The sequence below is a fragment of the Serratia sp. 25CWL12 genome, assembly GCF_055790885.1.
This window is the reverse complement of the sequence record NZ_CM147698.1, coordinates 597,710-616,095: the sequence shown is the minus strand read 5'-3', so window position 1 is coordinate 616,095 and position 18,386 is coordinate 597,710. Positions and strand designations below refer to the sequence as shown.

Sequence of the window (18,386 nt, the reverse complement as noted above, 5' to 3'; positions counted from 1 at the left end):
CTTTCAAGTTGCTGCATTGTTAGCGTTACTTGTGCTTTAAAGACGTCCTTGACTAACCCGCTTCTACTGCCTGACATCAAATAAATCGAATTATTTTGTGTATAAGCAGTTTACAGAATTGTTAATAAGCTGCAAAGCGTGTTCGAGTGACCCGTGTCGCAACAATTCTGTCGAGTCATGTAAAACTCGTCAGAACCGCGACTGAATTGCAAAAGGGGCAGCATCTCTACCGCCCCTTGATTCATTACATCACCAGACGGCGAATATCAGACAGCATATTATTGATAATAGTGATAAAGCGTGCGCCATCAGCTCCGTCGATCACACGGTGGTCGAAGGAGAGAGACATCGGCATCATCAAGCGTGGCATGAACTCTTTACCATTCCACACTGGCTCCATAGACGACTTGGAAACCCCCAGAATAGCCACTTCCGGCGCATTAACAATCGGCGCAAAGTGGGTCGTCCCAATACCACCCAAACTGGAGATGGTAAAACACCCGCCCTGCATTTCACCGGCCGTCAGCTTACCGTCACGCGCTTTTTTGGAGATAGCCATCAACTCGCGGGAAAGCTCCACAATGCCTTTCTTATTCACGTCCTTGAACACCGGCACTACCAGACCATTTGGCGTATCCACTGCCACACCAATATTGATGTATTTTTTCAGTGTCAACTTTTGGCCATCTTCAGACAGAGAACTGTTGAAACGTGGCATCTGTTCCAAGGCGGCAGCAACTGCTTTCATGATAAACACCACTGGTGTGAACTTCACATCCAGTTTGCGCTTTTCTGCTTCACTGTTCTGCTGCTTACGGAACGCTTCCAGGTCAGTGATATCCGTTTTGTCGAAGTGAGTTACATGGGGGATCATCACCCAGTTGCGGCTCAGGTTGGCACCAGAAATTTTCTGGATACGGCCCATTTCAACTTCTTCGATCTCACCAAACTTGCTGAAGTCCACCTTCGGCCATGGCAGCATACCAGGCAGACCACCACCAGCCGCAGCCGGCGCAGCTTCCGCACGTTTAACCGCGTCTTTCACGTAAGCCTGAACGTCTTCGCGCAGAATACGGCCTTTACGCCCGGTACCTTTCACTTTCGCCAGGTTAACACCAAACTCACGCGCCAAGCGGCGGATGACTGGGGTAGCATGAACGTAAGCCTCGTTCTCAGTGAACTCACCACGGTTGGTATCAGCAACTGGTGCCGGTTGTGCAGCCGGAGCCACAGCAGCGGGTGCGCTGGCAACAGGTGCAGGTGCGGCAACCGCTACGGCCACAGCCGGAGCCGCCGCATCAGCCACGGCAAAGACCATAATCAGGGAACCGGTCTTCACTTTATCGCCAGTATTGATTTTCATCTCTTTAACCGTACCAGCGAATGGCGCGGGAACTTCCATCGAGGCTTTATCGCCCTCGACAGTGATTAGTGACTGCTCGGCGGCAACCACATCCCCTACCTTCACCAGGATTTCAGTGACTTCCACTTCATCAGAGCCAATATCGGGCACCGCAACGTCTTGGTCAGCACTTACCGCAGCAGCAACCACCGCTGGTTTTTCCGCGCTGTTGGCGACTGGTGCAGCTGTTTCAGCCCCAGCGGCCCCGGCAGCGTCAAAGATCATGATCAATTTGCCCGTGGTGGTTTTATCACCCACAGCAATTTTGATCTCTTTCACCACACCAGCTTGTGGCGAGGGAACTTCCATAGAAGCCTTGTCACCTTCCACCGTGATCAGCGATTGTTCTACTTCAACTTTATCGCCAACCTTCACCAGAATTTCGGTGATTTCAACTTCGTCTGCACCGATGTCCGGCACTTTAATTTCGATAGACATTGTTCTTTACCTCTTATGCCAAACGCGGGTTGACTTTATCTGCATCGATATTGAATTTGGCGATAGCTTCCGCAACCACTTTCTTATCGATTTCACCACGTTTAGCCAATTCGCCCAGGGCCGCGACCACGACATAAGTAGCGTCGACTTCGAAGTGGTGACGCAGGTTCTCACGGCTATCAGAACGACCGAAACCATCAGTACCCAGTACACAGTAATCCGTTGCCGGGATGAAGTTACGGATCTGCTCTGCAAACAGCTTCATGTAGTCGGTCGCCGCGACTGCTGGTGCATCACTCATCACCTGAGCAACGTAAGGCACATGTGGCGCTTCGGTTGGATGCAGCATATTCCAACGCTCACAATCCTGACCTTCACGCGCCAGTTCGGTGAACGAAGTCACGCTGAATACATCTGAACCGATACCATAGTCTTTCGCCAGGATCTGAGCTGCCTCACGAACATGACGCAAGATGGCACCTGAACCCAGCAATTGTACTTTGCCTTTGCTGCCTTCCAAGGTTTCCAGCTTATAGATCCCTTTACGAATGCCTTCTTCAGCGCCCTTAGGCATGGCTGGCATATGGTAGTTTTCGTTCAGTGTGGTCAGGTAGTAGTAGACGTTTTCTTGCGCGTCACCATACATCCGCACCAGACCATCATGCATGATGACAGCTACTTCGTACGCATAAGCCGGGTCATAGGAGATACAGTTAGGGATCGTCAGCGATTGAATATGGCTGTGACCATCTTCGTGCTGCAGACCTTCGCCATTGAGCGTAGTACGGCCTGAAGTTCCGCCAATCAGGAAACCACGAGCTTGTTGGTCGCCAGCAGCCCAACAGAGATCACCGATACGTTGGAAACCGAACATCGAATAGTAGATATAGAACGGGATCATCGGCAGATCGTTGGTACTGTAGGAGGTGGCAGCAGCCAACCATGAAGAAGCAGCCCCCAGTTCGTTGATCCCTTCCTGCAGAATCTGCCCTTTCTCGTCTTCTTTGTAGTACGCCACCTGCTCACGATCTTGCGGCGTGTACTGCTGACCATTCGGGCTGTAGATACCAATCTGACGGAACAAGCCTTCCATACCAAAGGTACGCGCTTCATCAGCGATAATTGGCACCAGACGATCTTTGATCGACTTGTTCTTCAACATCACGTTCAAAGCACGAACAAAGGCGATGGTGGTAGAAATTTCTTTATTCTGCTCTTCCAACAATGGGGCAAACTCTTCCAGTGCTGGCATTTCCAGTTTCTCGGTAAACGCTGGCAGGCGAGTAGGAACATAGCCTTCCAGTGCCTGACGACGTTGGTGTAGATATTGGGATTCTGCAGAATTTTTGTCGAAAGTGACGTACGGCAGTTTTTCGATGTCAGCATCGGCAACCGGCACATTGAAACGATCACGGAAATGGCGAACGCCTTCCATGTTCATTTTCTTCACCTGGTGGGCAATATTTTTGCCTTCTGCGGTTTCACCCATGCCGTAACCTTTAATGGTATGGGCCAGGATAACTGTCGCTTTACCTTTGGTCTCTTGCGCTTTTTTCAGTGCCGCATAGATTTTCTTCGGATCGTGACCACCACGGTTCAGTGCCCAGAGCTCATCGTCGCTCATGTCTTTCACCAAGGCAGCAGTTTCCGGGTAACGACCAAAGAAGTGCTCACGCACATAAGCGCCGTCTTTGGATTTGAAGGTCTGATAGTCGCCGTCCAGGGTTTCACCCATTAATTGAACCAGTTTGCCGCTGGTGTCTTTGCGCAGCAACTCATCCCAGCGATCACCCCAGATGACCTTCAATACCTGCCAGCCAGCACCCGCGAAGATACCTTCCAGCTCATTGATGATCTTGCCATTACCGGTAACTGGGCCATCGAGGCGCTGCAAGTTACAGTTGATGACAAACACCAGGTTATCCAGCTTTTCGCGGGTAGCGATAGTGATCGCCCCTTTGGATTCTGGCTCATCCATTTCGCCATCACCCAGGAAAGCGTAAACGGTTTGTCCTGAGGTGTCCTTCAGACCACGATGCTCCAGATACTTGAGGAACTTAGCCTGATAGATAGCGCTGATGGGGCCTAACCCCATAGAGACTGTTGGGAACTGCCAGAATTCCGGCATCAGTTTAGGGTGCGGGTAAGAAGAGAGCCCTTTACCATGAACTTCCTGACGGAAATTGTTCATTTGATCTTCGGTCAAGCGGCCTTCCAGGAAGGCACGAGCATAAACGCCAGGGGAGATATGACCTTGGAAGTAAACCAGATCACCACCATCTTTGGCATTACGGGCACGGAAAAAGTGATTAAAGCAGACTTCATAGAAGGTAGCTGAGGATTGGAAAGAAGCCATATGGCCGCCCAGATCCAGATCTTTCTGGGAAGCACGCAGTACCGTCATGACCGCATTCCAACGGATCGCGGAACGAATACGACGTTCCAGATCCTGGTCCCCGGGGTAGGCGGGTTCATCTTCTACCGCAATGGTATTGATATACTTACTAGCGCCAGCGCCCGCAGCAATGCTAACACCACCTTTGCGGGCCTCCCCCAAGAGTTGATCAATCAGAAACTGAGCTCGCTCAACACCTTCTTCACGGATGACCGATTCGATCGCCTGTAACCAGTCGCGAGTTTCGATCGGATCCACGTCATTGTTTAAACGTTCTGACATGGTGGTATTCCTTATCTGTCTAATGGTTTTGTTTATTCCCATCGTTTCTCAAGCGGCAGTGTTATTGGCTACAACTCGAATCAACTTGGGTATCGGTTTCTACTTTAAATGCTAAATTCAGCACTTCGAGCTTTATCTCCACAGGCTGGTGTCCACTGCAGAGAACCACTCTATTAATCCTTGCGTTGCTGGAGACGCCGCAGCGATCGCTCGCGTCGGGTGCGTTCTCTGTCGAGATCCAGCAAGATTTCCTCAATAAACGCCAAATGACGATGCGAGGCTTCACGGGCCTTTTCAGGTTCGCGAGCCATTATCGCCTCAAAAATTCTGGCGCGATGACTACTCACTGTTGCCAACATCTCATGGCGCGAGTAAAGCAATTCAAAGTTCTGATGGACGTTTTGTTGCAACATTGGCCCCATACAACGCAGCAGATGGAGTAACACCACGTTATGAGCCGCTTCGGTTACCGCAACCTGATACTGCATCACCGCCTCAGCTTCCGCGTTGGGATCGCCGCTGTTCTGAGCTTGCTCAATAACATCATGACAATCGCGGATACGCGCCAGATCCTCATCGGTGCCACGTAGTGCGGCATAATAGGCGGCGATGCCCTCAAGGGCATGACGGGTTTCAAGCAGATCGAATTGTGATTCGGGATGATCAGCAAGCAGTTCAGCCAACGGATCGCTGAAGCTCTGCCACAAATTGGTTTGTACAAAGGTGCCACCACCCTGACGACGCAGCAGCAGCCCCTTGGCTTCAAGGCGCTGAATAGCTTCTCTCAACGAAGGACGAGAAACATCAAATTGCTTTGCCAGCTCCCGCTCCGGGGGTAGCTTTTCGCCCGGACGCAGTGTCCCCTCAAGGATCAGATACTCGAGCCGTTGCTCGATAACATCTGACAATTTAGGTTGGCGGATTTTGCTGTATGTCATGGATGCTTTCTTCTCTGCGAAGGGCGCGGAGTCAATTGGTAATACCAATTCCAAAAACGTGCCGACAAAGTAACAAATCATTCACCTATTGTCCATATGGAATTTGATCGAAATCATTTAAGCCGCCATTTTTAACTTGTCAGACCACAAAAATGCGCAATCCATTAACGCCGTATTGGTAATACCATTTACTCAGTCAGTGACGAATTTAACTTTTATGAAACTTATGGTTAGCATGAATATCAAGCTGTTATGACAGCATAATGGCAGCAGGGAGAGTTGGCATACTGACTGCCTAGCGTTGAAAGAAAGAAGCATAGAACACTGAACACGCCCCTATTCCCTCTCAATATGAATAAACTTGAGTATAAAACAGGTGCAAACTTTCGTGCTTACCACTATTCTGTGCCGCATGGTAGTAGAGAGATAGATTTCCGATATCAAAAAATGTAAATAAAAAAATACACAAATTGTAATTTAAAATTTACAGCATTGGCATTCTGCAACATCGGTGTTCTGCAACAACATCTGCAACATTCATGTTCTGCAACATTCATGTTCTGCAACATTCGTGTTCTGCAATATTCATGTTCTGCAACAACAGAGGATTCTTTTAATGAGTGGTCAACAACACGACCAGCTGAAACGCGGCCTGAAAAACCGCCATATTCAGCTTATTGCCTTAGGCGGGGCAATCGGTACCGGTTTATTTCTGGGTATCGCCCAAACCATAAAAATGGCTGGCCCATCAGTCATTCTGGGTTATGCCATTGGCGGTTTTATTGCGTTCCTGATCATGCGTCAATTAGGTGAAATGGTCGTTGAAGAGCCGGTCGCTGGTTCTTTTAGTCACTTTGCGTATAAATACTGGGGGGGGTTCGCAGGTTTCTCCTCTGGCTGGAATTATTGGGTGTTATATGTACTGGTTGCCATGGCGGAACTGACGGCTGTGGGTATCTATGTACAATACTGGTGGCCAGAGATCCCAACCTGGGTTTCGGCCGCCGTGTTCTTTCTGGTCATCAATGCCATCAACCTGTCCAATGTGAAGGTCTATGGAGAGATGGAATTCTGGTTTGCCATCATCAAAGTGGTCGCCATTATCGGTATGATCGCCTTTGGTTCTTATTTGTTGCTCAGCGGCCAGGGTGGACCAGAAGCCACAGTGACCAATCTTTGGGCTCAAGGGGGATTTTTCCCGAACGGTGTTATGGGATTAGTGATGGCTATCGCGGTGATCATGTTCTCATTCGGTGGGTTGGAACTGGTGGGGATTACCGCAGCTGAAGCTGATAACCCGGAAAAAAGCATTCCCAAAGCCACCAACCAGGTCATTTACCGTATCCTGATTTTTTATATCGGCTCCCTGACCATTCTGCTGTCACTCTATCCGTGGGGTAAAGTGGTTGAAGGTGGTAGCCCATTTGTCCTGATCTTCCATGCATTAAACAGCAATATGGTGGCAACGGTACTCAATATCGTGGTACTCACTGCCGCACTATCGGTCTATAACAGTTGTGTTTACTGCAACAGCCGCATGTTGTACGGTCTGGCGAAACAAGGTAATGGCCCGAAAGCCCTAATGAAGGTCGATGGCCGTGGCGTGCCAGTGATTGCCATTGGTTTCTCTGCCGTGGCAACCGGGTTCTGTGTATTGATCAACTACCTGATTCCTGGCCGTGCCTTTGAGCTATTGATGGCACTGGTGGTCTCTGCGCTGGTGATCAACTGGGCGATGATCAGCCTGGCACACCTGAAATTCCGTGCCGCTAAAATGCGTGAAGGGGTACAACCGAAGTTCAAGGCGTTCTGGTATCCGTTCAGTAACTATCTATGCCTGGCATTTCTGGCGGGTATTCTGGTGATTATGTACCTAACACCTGGCATTCGGATTTCCGTTCTGTTAATTCCAGTGTGGGTTGCCATTCTCGGTATCGGCTATGCGATTAAACAAAAAACTCAACAATCAGTAAACTGATTCATCGGCCAGCCCCCCCTGCGGTTTGAGTAAGATACATTAATCAAATCACAGAGGGGCTGGCTATAGCGCTTTAAGCCTTTCTGAATAATGCAATTACCAACAAATCAATTAACCGATTAACCGATAGAGCCTAACAGCGCCCCGCAAACCTGATTCTTGCCATTTTTCTTCGCCTTATATAGTTGTTCTGCTGCCTGGTGCAAAAAATCATCAAGGCTCCCTGAGCTCTGGGCTCCTCGGCAACAAACGCCCAGACTAGCGCTGACAAACGGCGATACAAACGAATCACTATGATGGATCTCAAGAGCAATAATTTGTGCTCTTATCTTCTCGGCTATCGCCATCGCATGATTAAATTCGGTATTAGGCAGTAAACAGGCAAAGTTTTCATCACCATAACGTGCAACAACATCTCTTGGCCGCGTAACAACCAGCTGCGTTGACTTCGCAATACGCCGCAGACTAATGTTTCCCTCCTGGTGCCCATACAATTCGTTATATTTTTTAAAAAAATCGACATCAATAAGAATCAAGCTCAGCGGTGCCTGGCTATCAAACTGCCACTCCTGATGTAATCGCTCATCAAAGTAACGGCGATTATGAACCTCGGTGACCTCATCAAAATAAAGTAATTGTCGCAATAAGTTCGCTTGTGCCCGCAATAACAACTGGGTATGAACCCTGGCTTTAACTGTATTTCTATTGATCGGCTTACTGACAAAATCAGCTGCCCCTTCTTGGAAACAACGCGTTTCAGTTTCTTCATTACTATGAGAGGTAACAAAAATAATCGGAATATCTTTGGTTTCAGGCATCGCCTTCAATTGTGCACACACCTCATAGCCACTGATATCAGGCATTTCAATATCCAGCAAAATCAAATCTGGCTGCTGCTTTAAACAGACCTCCAGAGCCTGCTTACCATTCGTCGCCATATAAACTTGATGATCGGCGGAAAACACTTGATATAGCATCTGAATATTGATCGGGTGATCATCCACAATCAGCAGCTTCGCCGTTCCCTGTTGTGGAAAAAACAGTGTTGAATCCAACTCAGGTAGATTACTTATTGGCATTATGGCTCTCTCCCTGAATAGAAAGCGCACTTAACAATGCCTGGCTTACTTCAATCGCCAGAGTAAAATCTAACTGATTGATTGCATCACTTAATGGGCGTAACTGTTCACCAAAATGATGACCAAAGTTCGTTTGCAATTTACGCATCACCTCTAATGCCGCCATATCTGAATTTTGCAGCAAGGCTATCAAAGCATTCAACTCAGAAAGAATAGGATGCGTGTCTGTCTCTTCTTTTGACGCTGCCTGATGTACATCATCAGGTGATAACTGACTTAGCTGTACCAATGCCATCTGTATTGATTGTGCTTCCTTTTTTACCTCATCAAACAACCTAGCCATCCCTTCTGATGGCAGTGTTGGTGAGTTCTTCAACAATTGCTCGCCATCACTGGCCATCTGCGATAAGTAAGGTGCCCCCAATTGCGCCGCCAACCCTTTAAGGGTGTGCAACAACCGCGATAAAGCGGGCCAATCCTGCTGAACCACAAATTTATCCAACTGCTGCGGGAAATCAGCCAATTCGGAGGAAAACAACAACAACATATTCTGATAAAGTTCAATGTCGCCACCTAATCGATCAATGGCAGAGGTAAAATCAATACCTGCGGCAGCCGCTACATCTTTCCATTCCTGTCCTAATGGTGAACTGGTGTAATTTTCACTGGCAACCAGCACCAATTCAGGGCGTTTACTGTACTTGCGAATCACCCGGATCAAATTATTCAGCTCAAAGGGCTTGCCGATATGATCGTTCATCCCTGCAGCTAAACAAGCATCACGGTCAGAAGTCATCGCATTGGCCGTCATGGCGATAATCGGTAAATCAGCCAACTCTAAAGTGCCACGAATATAGCGCGCAGCCGTTAAACCATCCATGACCGGCATTTGTAAATCCATCAGCACCACATCAAATAAAGCCGAATTATCCTGAAGTATATCAATGGCTTCTTGCCCTTGATTAGCAATCTGCACAATAGCGCCTTCATCCTCCAATAACTCTCGTGCGATTTGCTGATTATTTAAATTATCTTCAACCACCAACAACCTGATGCCCTCTAATCGATGAGAGGATGTCTGCTGCACCATCTTTGAATTGTCTGATTGATTATTATGACTTAACACGTCAGTAACTGAATCCAGCAACATCGAGGCAGTAATCGGTTTAATCAGATAACCGTCAATCAATGTTTGATCTTCTTCACTGCGTGCTAACAACATTTCGCGACCATGAGCAGTAATCATCACAATCATTGGCGAGTTACCTTTCGACATTAGTTCACGCACGGCTTTACTGGTCTGCCAACCATCTAAGCCAGGCATTTTCCAGTCAATAAATAATGCACCGTAAGTCATTCCTTGCTCACGCTGTGTATTAATCAATTGCAAAGCGTCATTGCCGCTGGTTGCCACATCAACTGTCCAGTTGAGTGACTCCCCCATCCGTTTAATCAGATTACAAGAGGTCAAATTATCATCAATAACCAACACGCGTAGCTGATGCAGGACATTGACTTTATTTGCCAAGGTCCCTGAAATTTGCGGCCCTGAAAGCGGCTGAGAAGGTATTGGCAGAGTAACCGTGAAATGGAACAGGCTACCAAAACCGAGCTGGCTTTCCAGCTGTAATGTTCCCCCCATCAAGCTGACAAAACGCTGGCTGATGACCAACCCTAGCCCAGTACCACCAAATCGACGGGTGATGGAGGCTTCTGCTTGAGTAAATGCGCTGAATATTCTCTCTTGGTGCTCAGGAGCAATCCCAATTCCGGTATCACGGACCCCAAACTGCAACGTCACATAATGACTCTCTTTCTGCACCACCTTGATAAACAGAACCACTTCACCTTTCTCAGTAAATTTCAGCGCATTACTGCCAAGATTGGTTAATACTTGCTGCAACCGCATGCTATCCCCTTCAACAAAAGTGGGTAGTTGCGGATCAATATCAAATAAAACTTCGACACTTTTAACTTTCAAATTACCGGATAAAATAACCGACAGATCCCTCAGCATTTCATGAATATTAAATGGAATACATTCCAATACCATCTTGCCTGATTCAACTTTTGAAAAGTCTAGAATGTCATTAAGCAGATGCAGTAGTGAGCGTGCCGCTGCTTCAATTTTGACCGCATAATCTGCCTGTTTGGTATTTAACCCGGTTTTTCTCAGTAGTGTCATCATGCCAAGAATAGCGTTCATTGGGGTGCGCAGTTCATGGCTCATGGTCGCTAAGAATGCAGATTTGGCGCTATTGGCCTCTTCTGCTGCCTGCCTGGCTGCACGCAGTATATTTTCATTCTCACGTTGCTGAGTAATATCGCGATTGATACCCATCATCAACACAGGGTGCCCATTCTCATCCCGCTCCACGGTACCGGTGGATTGAATAAAGCGTACTTGATTATCAATAACCACCCTAAAGTCTTGGCGGTAGACATCTTCACCTTCTAATGCCTGGTTTAAAGCAGATGCAACATCCTGACGATCTTCAGGGTGCAATAAATCAAACCAATAATCCTGTGAAATAGGGCCATGGCGTAATTCAAGCGGTAATGCATAGATATCATTCATCCGCTCATCAAAAGAGAGCGTACCTTCAGGAATATTCCAGGACCAAACACCCAACTCAGCAACATCTGCCGCCCTGACTAATTGATTACGCGCGATAATCAAACTGGCTTGTTGATTTTTGCTGGCGGTAATATCGGTCTGAATAGAGACATAGCGGTCAATTTCACCCGCGCTATTTTTAAAAGGCGCAATAGTGGTATCGACCCAATAGAGTTCGCCGCTCTTCGATTTATTGCAAATAACCCCCCGCCAGGGAATCCCACTCGAGATATCATTCCACATGGATAACCAGAATTCGGGCGAATGCGCATGAGACTCCAGCATCCGGTAATTGTTGCCAATCAACTCCTCGCGCTTATAGCCACTGATGCTACAGAAGGCATCATTAACATCAATAATCTTCCCATTACAGTCTGCAGAAGAGACGATGCCATATAAATTAAGTGTACTGAGCAAGGCATTGTTTTCTCGCAAAGCAGCTTCCAGACGAAAGTAAGTGGCTTTACGTTCACTGATATCCGATTCAATTGCCATAAAACCGATGGCTTCATTCTTATCGTTGTAACGCGGCTGGATCTCCAGCTCAATCCAGTACTCCTTACCCGATTTGGAACAATTGATGATTTCTCCTTTAAACGACTCTCCGGCATGTAAAGCGTTTCCCATTTGCGCCAGAACTTTTTTATCACTGTTCGCACACTGTAATAATGCTCCTGGTGATTTACCGAGCACTTCACTTTTACTGTACCCCGTAATGCGCTCAAACCCCTCATTAACCCAAACAATCAAGCGGTTTATATCAGTAATAACCACTGCGTTAGAGGTGTTTTTAGCCACCAGGGCCAGCCGTTCAAGATCAGCCGTCATATTATAAGCCAAGCGTTCGGCACGATAGCGACCATTAATTTGCTGGCGGAGAAACAGTGCCAACACGCCACTTAACAAACAGCCAAGTAAAAATAACAACCAAGAGGCATAACGTTCAGTCGTATCTTCATAGTTTGCAAACCGACTGACTCTTAGTGTCATATCGCGGCCAGGAAGATGCAATATGCTGGTGTCAACAAACTCGCCGTCAGCCTCAAACTGATCTTTTTTTGCTTCTTTAGTGAAAAAATCAGACTCTTTATTGGCGGATGCATCAAAAATCAAATTCTGTGTAGATATATTATTTATACTATCAAACAGTTCTATATTGACTCTTCTATTAACAAACTCAGGAATATCACTTAGCAACTCTGCTATCACTATGGGTGAATAAACTAACCCTACCAGTGATTCCTGCCGCTGTTCAGGAGTAGTCGGCATACTCCCTGTGGTGTAAACCGGAACATATAATAGCACCCCTGGGATTTTACGGCTCTCTTGTACCAGATTAACGGCACCCGTTAATGTCGCATTGCCCGTATTAATAGCCGATAATGCAGCCGACCGCCTCACCGCTTCCGAGCCAATATCTAACCCCTCAGCACCTTTATTACCTTTGGCTGGCTCGAGAAATTTGATGATATACAGATCATTGTAATTTTTATCATTCAGCTGACGAAGAGTAAATTCAGGGGCCCCATCCGCCCTAACGGCTTTTATAAACTCATCGAGATTATTACGCTCAACCCGTTGAATAAAACCAAACCCTCTCACACCAGGAAAGTCCACTGGCAAGTCACGTGAAGCCACATAAGCGCGGAACTGCGCTCGACTTAAATGATTATTAGTCGCATAAACTCCGCGCGCACCATTCAAACCATTGACCTTTTGCAGGAAACGACGGACCAGTTCCCCTGAGACCCTTTCTACATCATTTTTAAACTCAATTTTGGCATGATCTTCTATTTCACGGTAGATCTGCCAAGTGCCAACCGCAGACAGAACCACCCCAACGATAAATAACATCAATGGCAGTAGATTAATTTTTATTAACCGATTTTTGGCGAAAGAGAACTTACCTCTGGTGGTACTGCTAACCTCTCCGGGTTGTGGGCTCGTCATGCGACATCACTTTTCAGTCATCAATAATGAATTAAGCATAGTTGTAATACCCTATGATTCAAGGCGTTTAATCATCGAGTGGGTTAACAAACTCTGGACTACATAAATATCGGCTACGGCGGAATTAGGCTACTGCGGCACAGAAAGAAAGAGGCCCAGCAATGGGCCTCTCGATGACGGTCAAGCTACAACTTGAATCAACCGGGCTGGGTTACTTCACACAAGCTGTACATTGTGATGACAGAACCTGCTGGAAGAAATCGTTGCCTTTATCATCCACCAAAATAAAGGCTGGGAAATCTTCCACTTCAATTTTCCAGAGCGCTTCCATACCCAACTCAGGATATTCCACACACTCCAGGCTCTTGATACTCTGCTGCGCCAAAACGGCGGCCGGGCCACCGATACTCCCCAGGTAGAACCCACCATGCTTGTGACAAGCATCAGTCACCTGCTGACTGCGATTCCCCTTAGCCAGCATAATCATGCTGCCACCATGAGACTGCAACTGATCGACATAAGAATCCATACGCCCAGCGGTTGTTGGCCCCAAAGAACCCGAAGGATAACCTGCTGGTGTTTTGGCCGGGCCTGCATAATAGATCGGGTGGTCTTTTATGTATTGTGGCAAGTCTTCACCACGATCCAGCCGCTCTTTCAACTTGGCGTGAACAATATCTCGCCCAACAATAATGGTTCCACTCAAAGAAAGACGAGTTGAGACCGGGTATTGTGACAACTGCTTGAGGATCTCAGCCATTGGGCGGTTAAGATCCACTTTGATGGCCTCACCTTCCCCTGCCTGACGCAGTTCTTGCGGAATAAACCGGCCTGGATTATGTTCCAGTTTTTCCAACCAGATACCTTCACGGTTGATCTTGGCTTTGATATTACGATCGGCTGAACAGGAAACCCCCATCCCTACTGGGCAAGAAGCCCCATGACGCGGTAAACGTACCACACGAACATCATGGGCGAAATATTTACCCCCAAACTGCGCCCCGATGCCCAGTTTCTGAGCTTCTTTCAGCAGTTCTTCTTCCAGAGCCACATCGCGGAACGCCTGGCCGTGCTCATTACCTTCTGTTGGCAAGCCATCATAATATTTCGTTGAAGCCAGCTTGACGGTTTTTAGCGTTGCTTCGGCAGAAGTACCACCGATAACAAAAGCCACATGGTACGGTGGGCACGCCGATGTCCCCAGAGTACGCATTTTATCCACCAGATAATCTTTCAACTTGCCTGGTGACAACAACGCTTTAGTTTCTTGGTACAAATACGTTTTATTGGCTGAACCGCCACCTTTGGCAATACACAGGAATTTATACTCTTCCCCATCCACACTATAGAGATCAATCTGCGCAGGCAGATTGCAACCGGTATTGACCTCTTTATACATATCCAGTGCGGCATTTTGCGAATAACGCAGATTATCGGTAATAAACGTGTTGTATACCCCACGTGACAAGGCTTCTTCGTCGCCACCACCGGTCCAAACACGCTGCCCCTTCTTACCTACAATAATTGCGGTGCCGGTATCCTGGCAGGTAGGCAAAATGCCCTTGGCTGCAATTTCGGAATTGCGCAAAAATTGCAAGGCAACATACTTATCATTCTCGCTGGCCTCTGGGTCATGAAGAATATCAGCAACTTGTTGTTGATGACCGGTACGCAGCATAAATGAGGCATCGTGAAAAGCCTGCTGAGCAACCAGCGTCAAAGCTTGCGGATCAACCTTAAGCACCTCCTGACCAGCAAACTGATCGATGGAAACATAATCGCGGCTTAATAGGTAATATTCCGTATCGTCTGCCTTTAGTGGGAACGGGTCTTGGTAATAAAACGGTTTATTCGACATTGATCTCTCACTTGCAACATCAGCTGCGTTAAATTCACACGTGCTCTGCATGCTCAGAGCGCGCTGCGTCAAAAACTCTCTATACCTTACGTATTTTCAGGCCATCAGTCGTTGCGCTAAATCGCAAAATAGCCGCGATTAACTCAGTAGCTTAGCAATAACGGTGTGTTTTATCCTACCTGATGAAATCTCCATTACTACGGTATATCATCTCCGTTCATATCCCCTTTTGCCAGCCATTGCCTCATTACTTAAGCTAACATCAATGAACCGAATAAGAGTCCCCATTGCACTACAACAAGCGGTGATGCGCTGCCTACGGGATAAATTACAATTGGCGCAGCAGCATTTAGCCGTTGAATTTCCTGAACCGAAAGTCATTTACCAGCAACGGGGCACCAGCGCGGGTACCGCCTGGTTACAAAGCTGGGAAATCCGCCTCAACCCGGTGCTATTGCTGGAAAACCAACAGCCGTTTATTGATGAAGTCGTCCCCCATGAGTTGGCCCATTTGCTGGTGTTCCGCCATTTTGGCCGCGTTGCACCCCATGGTCGAGAATGGCGCTGGATGATGGAGCAAGTGCTACTGGTTTCCGCCCGCCGCACCCACCGATTTGAAGTCAGCTCGGTACAGAGCAAAACCTTTCCTTATCGCTGCGCTTGCCAGCAACATCAGTTGACGCTGCGCCGCCATAACCGAGTGATGCGTAGCGAGAGCGAATACCGTTGCCGCCAATGTGGTGAAAAGCTGTTATTTTCAGGCTGACAACCAGTAAGCGTGTACAAATTCACCCGCAAACACATATAAGTTTCTACTCACATCCCACCGTTTGATTCACGACGGGTATATCACCATTTGCTACTGCCGATAACTTCGACTACCCTGCCTACTTTGCCATTTCAAACAGTTTTGGAATATGCCTCGCAAAATTTTATTTATAGTGGCCTTAGCCCTCTCCAGCAGCGCCTTGGCACAAGGTATTAATAACTTCACCCAAGCCAAAGCCGCCGCAGCTAAAATCAATCAAGATGCCCCAGGTAGCTTCTACTGTGGCTGTAAGATCCATTGGCAGGGAAAACAGGGTATTCCTGACCTCACCAGTTGCGGTTATCAGGTACGTAAAAATACTCAGCGTGCTGAGCGCATTGAATGGGAACATGTGGTCCCGGCCTGGCAGTTTGGCCACCAATTGCAATGCTGGCAAAACGGTGGCCGCAAGAACTGCGATAAAGACCCCGTTTATCGCCAAATGGAAACTGACCTGCATAACCTGCAACCCGCCATCGGCGAAGTGAATGGTGACCGCAATAATTTTATGTTCAGCCAATGGAATGGTGGGGAAGGTCAATACGGCCAATGCCCAATGAAAGTCGATTTCAAAAATAAACAGGCAGAGCCGCCAGCCCGTGCGCGCGGTGCCATTGCCCGTACTTACTTCTATATGCGTGACCGTTATCACCTGCAACTTTCACGGCAGCAAACCCAACTGTTTGACGCTTGGGACCGTCAGTACCCCGTCAGCCTCTGGGAATGCCAAAGAGAAGCGCGTATCGCCCTCGTACAAGGCAATAATAACCCGTATATTCAACAGGCTTGTCAGCAACGAAAAGACTGACCTACTATTGCTGACCTACTATAGTACTTTAATGCGTAAATACGTTCGCGCTGCTTGAAAACAGCGCACTTTCATCAAGCCAGGATCTGAGAACCATTATGCGTATACCTCGCATTTACCATCCTGCCCCATTGAGCGCTAATAGCGAAATCGCTCTGAGCGAGGATGCGACTAATCATGTTGGTCGAGTACTTCGCATGAGCACTGGGCAAAAGTTGCAGTTGTTCGACGGCAGCAACCAGATATTTGATGCCGAAATCACCCGGGCCGATAAAAAGAATCTGCTGGTTCAGGTTCACGGCGCGCAGTGGGAAGACCGTGAATCACCGCTCAATCTGCACCTTGGTCAGGTTATCTCCCGTGGGGATAAAATGGAGTTCACCATCCAAAAGTCTATTGAGCTAGGCGTTAACCTCATCACCCCGCTGTTTTCCGAGCGTTGTGGTGTTACGCTTGCTGGTGAACGCTTGGCCAAAAAACGCCAACAGTGGCAAAAAATTGCCATCGCCGCCTGCGAGCAATGTGGCCGCAACCGCATTCCAGAAATCCGTGAAGCCATGTCACTATCAGACTGGTGCGCAGAACAAGATGATAGCCTCAAACTGAATCTGCACCCTCGCGCGAGCCAAAGCATCAATACACTGCCATTACCGATGAAGCATGTGCGGTTACTGATTGGGCCAGAAGGGGGATTATCCAGCGATGAAATTGCCATGACTGCAGGTTATGGATTTACTGATATTCTGTTAGGGCCGCGGGTTTTACGTACCGAAACCACCGCCCTCACCGCAATTACCGCCTTGCAGGTCCGTTTCGGCGACCTGGGCTAATAGCCTGTGATAACAGGTTTGTAAGGAGAAGAGATGATCAAGCTCGGCATCGTGATGGACCCTATTGCATCCATCAATATCAAGAAAGACACCAGTTTTGCCATGCTACTTGAAGCACAACGCCGTGGTTGGCAAATTCACTATATGGAGATGGGTGACCTCTATCTGCATGCCGGTGAGGGCCGAGCCCGCACTCGACAACTGACAGTAAAACAAGACCAGGAGAATTGGTTTAATTTTGGCACTGAGCAAGACCTGCCACTGCATGAGCTGGATGTGATCCTGATGCGTAAGGATCCGCCATTTGACACCGAATTCATTTATGCCACCTATATTCTAGAACGTGCAGAAGTGAAAGGAACCCTGGTGGTCAACAAACCGCAGAGCCTGCGCGATTGTAACGAAAAACTGTTTACCGCCTGGTTCCCAGAACTGACACCAGACACCCTGGTGAGCCGCAGTGCAGCCCGTATTCGTGAGTTCCACCAGCAGCATGGCGATATTATCCTCAAACCGCTTGATGGTATGGGGGGAGCTTCCATCTTCCGTATTAAGCAGGATGATCCGAACCTGTCGGTAATTATCGAAACCCTGACCGAACACGGTAGCCGTTTCTGTATGGCACAGAACTTCCTGCCAGCGATTAAGGACGGGGATAAACGTATTCTGGTGGTAGATGGTGAACCCGTGCCTTATTGCCTGGCACGTATCCCGGCACAGGGGGAAACCCGTGGTAACCTGGCAGCAGGTGGCCGGGGTGAGGCTCGCCCGCTAAGCGCCAGTGATTGGGAAATTGCCCGTGCAGTGGCCCCAACCCTCAAAGAGAAAGGATTAATTTTTGTTGGATTGGATGTGATCGGCGACCGCCTCACTGAGATCAACGTCACCAGCCCAACTTGCGCTCGCGAGATCGAAGCCGCCTTCCCAGTTTCCATCACCGGCATGTTGATGGATGCCATTGAAAAGCGCCTGGCGAAAAGCTAACTACCCCATCCCCTTTCTC

The 18,386-nt window shown here is 48.0% G+C and carries 11 protein-coding genes; 5 read left to right on the top strand and 6 right to left on the bottom strand.

All coding sequences use genetic code 11. The features are described from left to right. Window positions 1-244 precede the first annotated feature (244 nt). The 3 genes from aceF to pdhR all read right to left on the bottom strand — a co-directional run bounded on the left by aceF (window position 245) and on the right by pdhR (window position 5,455). Window positions 245-1,840, bottom strand: a complete 1,596-nt coding sequence (aceF, locus tag ACX9GV_RS02790; RefSeq protein ID WP_473196978.1) for a pyruvate dehydrogenase complex dihydrolipoyllysine-residue acetyltransferase — start codon at window positions 1,838-1,840, stop codon at window positions 245-247. A 13-nt stretch (window positions 1,841-1,853) separates the two neighbouring features. Next, window positions 1,854-4,517, bottom strand: coding sequence for a pyruvate dehydrogenase (acetyl-transferring), homodimeric type (aceE, locus tag ACX9GV_RS02785; RefSeq protein WP_473196977.1), 2,664 nt, complete (start codon window positions 4,515-4,517; stop codon window positions 1,854-1,856). Window positions 4,518-4,690: 173 nt separating this feature from the next. Continuing rightward, window positions 4,691-5,455, bottom strand: a complete 765-nt coding sequence (gene pdhR, locus ACX9GV_RS02780) for a pyruvate dehydrogenase complex transcriptional repressor PdhR (RefSeq protein WP_037383573.1) — start codon at window positions 5,453-5,455, stop codon at window positions 4,691-4,693. Window positions 5,456-6,071: 616 nt separating this feature from the next. On the opposite strand from pdhR, the gene ACX9GV_RS02775 reads away from it, so the two are divergent. Beyond that, window positions 6,072-7,433 carry an amino acid permease gene (locus tag ACX9GV_RS02775; RefSeq protein ID WP_023489789.1) on the top strand — a complete coding sequence of 454 codons (1,362 nt, stop codon included), beginning with the start codon at window positions 6,072-6,074 and terminating at the stop codon, window positions 7,431-7,433. A 119-nt stretch (window positions 7,434-7,552) separates the two neighbouring features. Here the strand turns inward: ACX9GV_RS02775 and ACX9GV_RS02770 are convergent, their stop codons facing one another. The 3 genes from ACX9GV_RS02770 to fumA form a co-directional block, all read right to left on the bottom strand. Continuing rightward, complete coding sequence (locus ACX9GV_RS02770; protein ID WP_023489788.1) at window positions 7,553-8,512, bottom strand: GGDEF domain-containing response regulator; 960 nt, start codon at window positions 8,510-8,512, stop codon at window positions 7,553-7,555. After that, window positions 8,499-13,079 (bottom strand): CHASE domain-containing protein, encoded by a 4,581-nt coding sequence (locus ACX9GV_RS02765; protein WP_473196976.1) that lies wholly within the window; start codon window positions 13,077-13,079, stop codon window positions 8,499-8,501. The genes ACX9GV_RS02770 and ACX9GV_RS02765 overlap by 14 nt, the downstream gene beginning before the upstream one ends. Window positions 13,080-13,290: 211 nt before the next feature. After that, on the bottom strand, window positions 13,291-14,937 hold the full coding sequence (fumA, locus tag ACX9GV_RS02760; RefSeq protein ID WP_473196975.1) for a class I fumarate hydratase FumA: 1,647 nt from the start codon (window positions 14,935-14,937) through the stop codon (window positions 13,291-13,293). A 265-nt stretch (window positions 14,938-15,202) separates the two neighbouring features. On the opposite strand from fumA, the gene ACX9GV_RS02755 reads away from it, so the two are divergent. From ACX9GV_RS02755 to gshB, 4 genes are all read left to right on the top strand, one after another. Continuing rightward, window positions 15,203-15,703 carry a SprT family zinc-dependent metalloprotease gene (locus tag ACX9GV_RS02755; RefSeq protein WP_037383534.1) on the top strand — a complete coding sequence of 167 codons (501 nt, stop codon included), beginning with the start codon at window positions 15,203-15,205 and terminating at the stop codon, window positions 15,701-15,703. Window positions 15,704-15,854: 151 nt separating this feature from the next. Next, the gene (endA, locus tag ACX9GV_RS02750) at window positions 15,855-16,553 is read left to right on the top strand and encodes a deoxyribonuclease I (protein WP_473196974.1); all 699 of its coding nucleotides are present in this window, start codon (window positions 15,855-15,857) and stop codon (window positions 16,551-16,553) included. Between the two features lie 98 nt (window positions 16,554-16,651). Next, a complete protein-coding gene (rsmE, locus tag ACX9GV_RS02745) occupies window positions 16,652-17,383 on the top strand; it encodes a 16S rRNA (uracil(1498)-N(3))-methyltransferase (protein WP_473196973.1) in 732 nt (243 codons plus the stop codon). 33 nt (window positions 17,384-17,416) lie between these two features. After that, complete coding sequence (gene gshB / locus ACX9GV_RS02740; RefSeq protein ID WP_023489064.1) at window positions 17,417-18,367, top strand: glutathione synthase; 951 nt, start codon at window positions 17,417-17,419, stop codon at window positions 18,365-18,367. Window positions 18,368-18,386: the final 19 nt, after the last annotated feature.

Excerpts from the sequence above, each read along its gene's own strand:
- aceF (WP_473196978.1), bottom strand. The coding sequence starts at position 1,840 with ATGTCTATCGAAATTAAAGTGCCGGACATCGGTGCAGACGAAGTTGAA.
- aceE (WP_473196977.1), bottom strand. The coding sequence starts at position 4,517 with ATGTCAGAACGTTTAAACAATGACGTGGATCCGATCGAAACTCGCGAC.
- pdhR (WP_037383573.1), bottom strand. The coding sequence starts at position 5,455 with ATGACATACAGCAAAATCCGCCAACCTAAATTGTCAGATGTTATCGAG.
- ACX9GV_RS02775 (WP_023489789.1), top strand. The coding sequence starts at position 6,072 with ATGAGTGGTCAACAACACGACCAGCTGAAACGCGGCCTGAAAAACCGC.
- ACX9GV_RS02770 (WP_023489788.1), bottom strand. The coding sequence starts at position 8,512 with ATGCCAATAAGTAATCTACCTGAGTTGGATTCAACACTGTTTTTTCCA.
- ACX9GV_RS02765 (WP_473196976.1), bottom strand. The coding sequence starts at position 13,079 with ATGACGAGCCCACAACCCGGAGAGGTTAGCAGTACCACCAGAGGTAAG.
- fumA (WP_473196975.1), bottom strand. The coding sequence starts at position 14,937 with ATGTCGAATAAACCGTTTTATTACCAAGACCCGTTCCCACTAAAGGCA.
- ACX9GV_RS02755 (WP_037383534.1), top strand. The coding sequence starts at position 15,203 with ATGAACCGAATAAGAGTCCCCATTGCACTACAACAAGCGGTGATGCGC.
- endA (WP_473196974.1), top strand. The coding sequence starts at position 15,855 with ATGCCTCGCAAAATTTTATTTATAGTGGCCTTAGCCCTCTCCAGCAGC.
- rsmE (WP_473196973.1), top strand. The coding sequence starts at position 16,652 with ATGCGTATACCTCGCATTTACCATCCTGCCCCATTGAGCGCTAATAGC.
- gshB (WP_023489064.1), top strand. The coding sequence starts at position 17,417 with ATGATCAAGCTCGGCATCGTGATGGACCCTATTGCATCCATCAATATC.